This is a genomic window from Deltaproteobacteria bacterium (genome assembly GCA_023382265.1).
GTDB lineage: Bacteria > JAMCPX01 > JAMCPX01 > JAMCPX01 > JAMCPX01 > JAMCPX01.
The window spans coordinates 2,222-2,812 of record JAMCPX010000042.1; the positions used below are offsets into that span (position 1 = coordinate 2,222).

Sequence of the window (591 nt, forward strand, 5' to 3'; positions counted from 1 at the left end):
GATTGAAAAAGTAGGAGGATATGTTGCATCTATTGAGAAGGGATGGATACACAGAAAAGTTGCTAGCTACTTTAACGCAGAACATGCAAAAATTGAATCGGCAGCTATAAAGGTTGTAGGACTCAATAGCTACGTATCATCTGCAAAGATTCCCCCCATAAAAGTCTTTAAGTACCCCAAAGGAGCAGAAGAGCGGCAGATTGCCAAACTTGCAAAGCTTAAATCTTCAAGGGACAACACCTCTGTTTCAAAAGCCTTAAAAGATCTTGAAGATGCATGCAGGGGTAGTGTCAATATTTTTCCATACTCCCTTGCATGTGCAAGGGCAGGCTGCACCGAAGGTGAAGTGTTTGCTGTCTTTAAAAAGGCATTTGGTCTCTGGAGACCGCCTGCAATGTTTTAAGATTAATTCTATAAGTGGAGGTTTAAGTTATGGCTAAAAAAAATATAAAAGTGCTGCTTGCAAAGCTAGGTCTTGATGTACATTCAAGGGGAGTATTTATTGTTGCTAAGCAGCTAAGAGATGCCGGAATGGAAGTAATATACATAGGAAACTCAAGCCCGGACCAGATAATAAGAGCAGCTATACAG

Annotated in this window: 2 protein-coding genes; both read left to right on the plus strand. The window is 40.6% G+C overall.

The genetic code is table 11. From position 1 onward, the window contains the following. Positions 1-403: methylmalonyl-CoA mutase family protein (locus M1381_08170; protein MCL4479054.1), on the plus strand; the 403-nt coding region annotated here is incomplete at its 5' end. Between the two features lie 29 nt (positions 404-432). Continuing rightward, positions 433-591 (plus strand): cobalamin-dependent protein (locus M1381_08175; GenBank protein MCL4479055.1); only part of this gene is annotated, 159 nt, incomplete at its 3' end.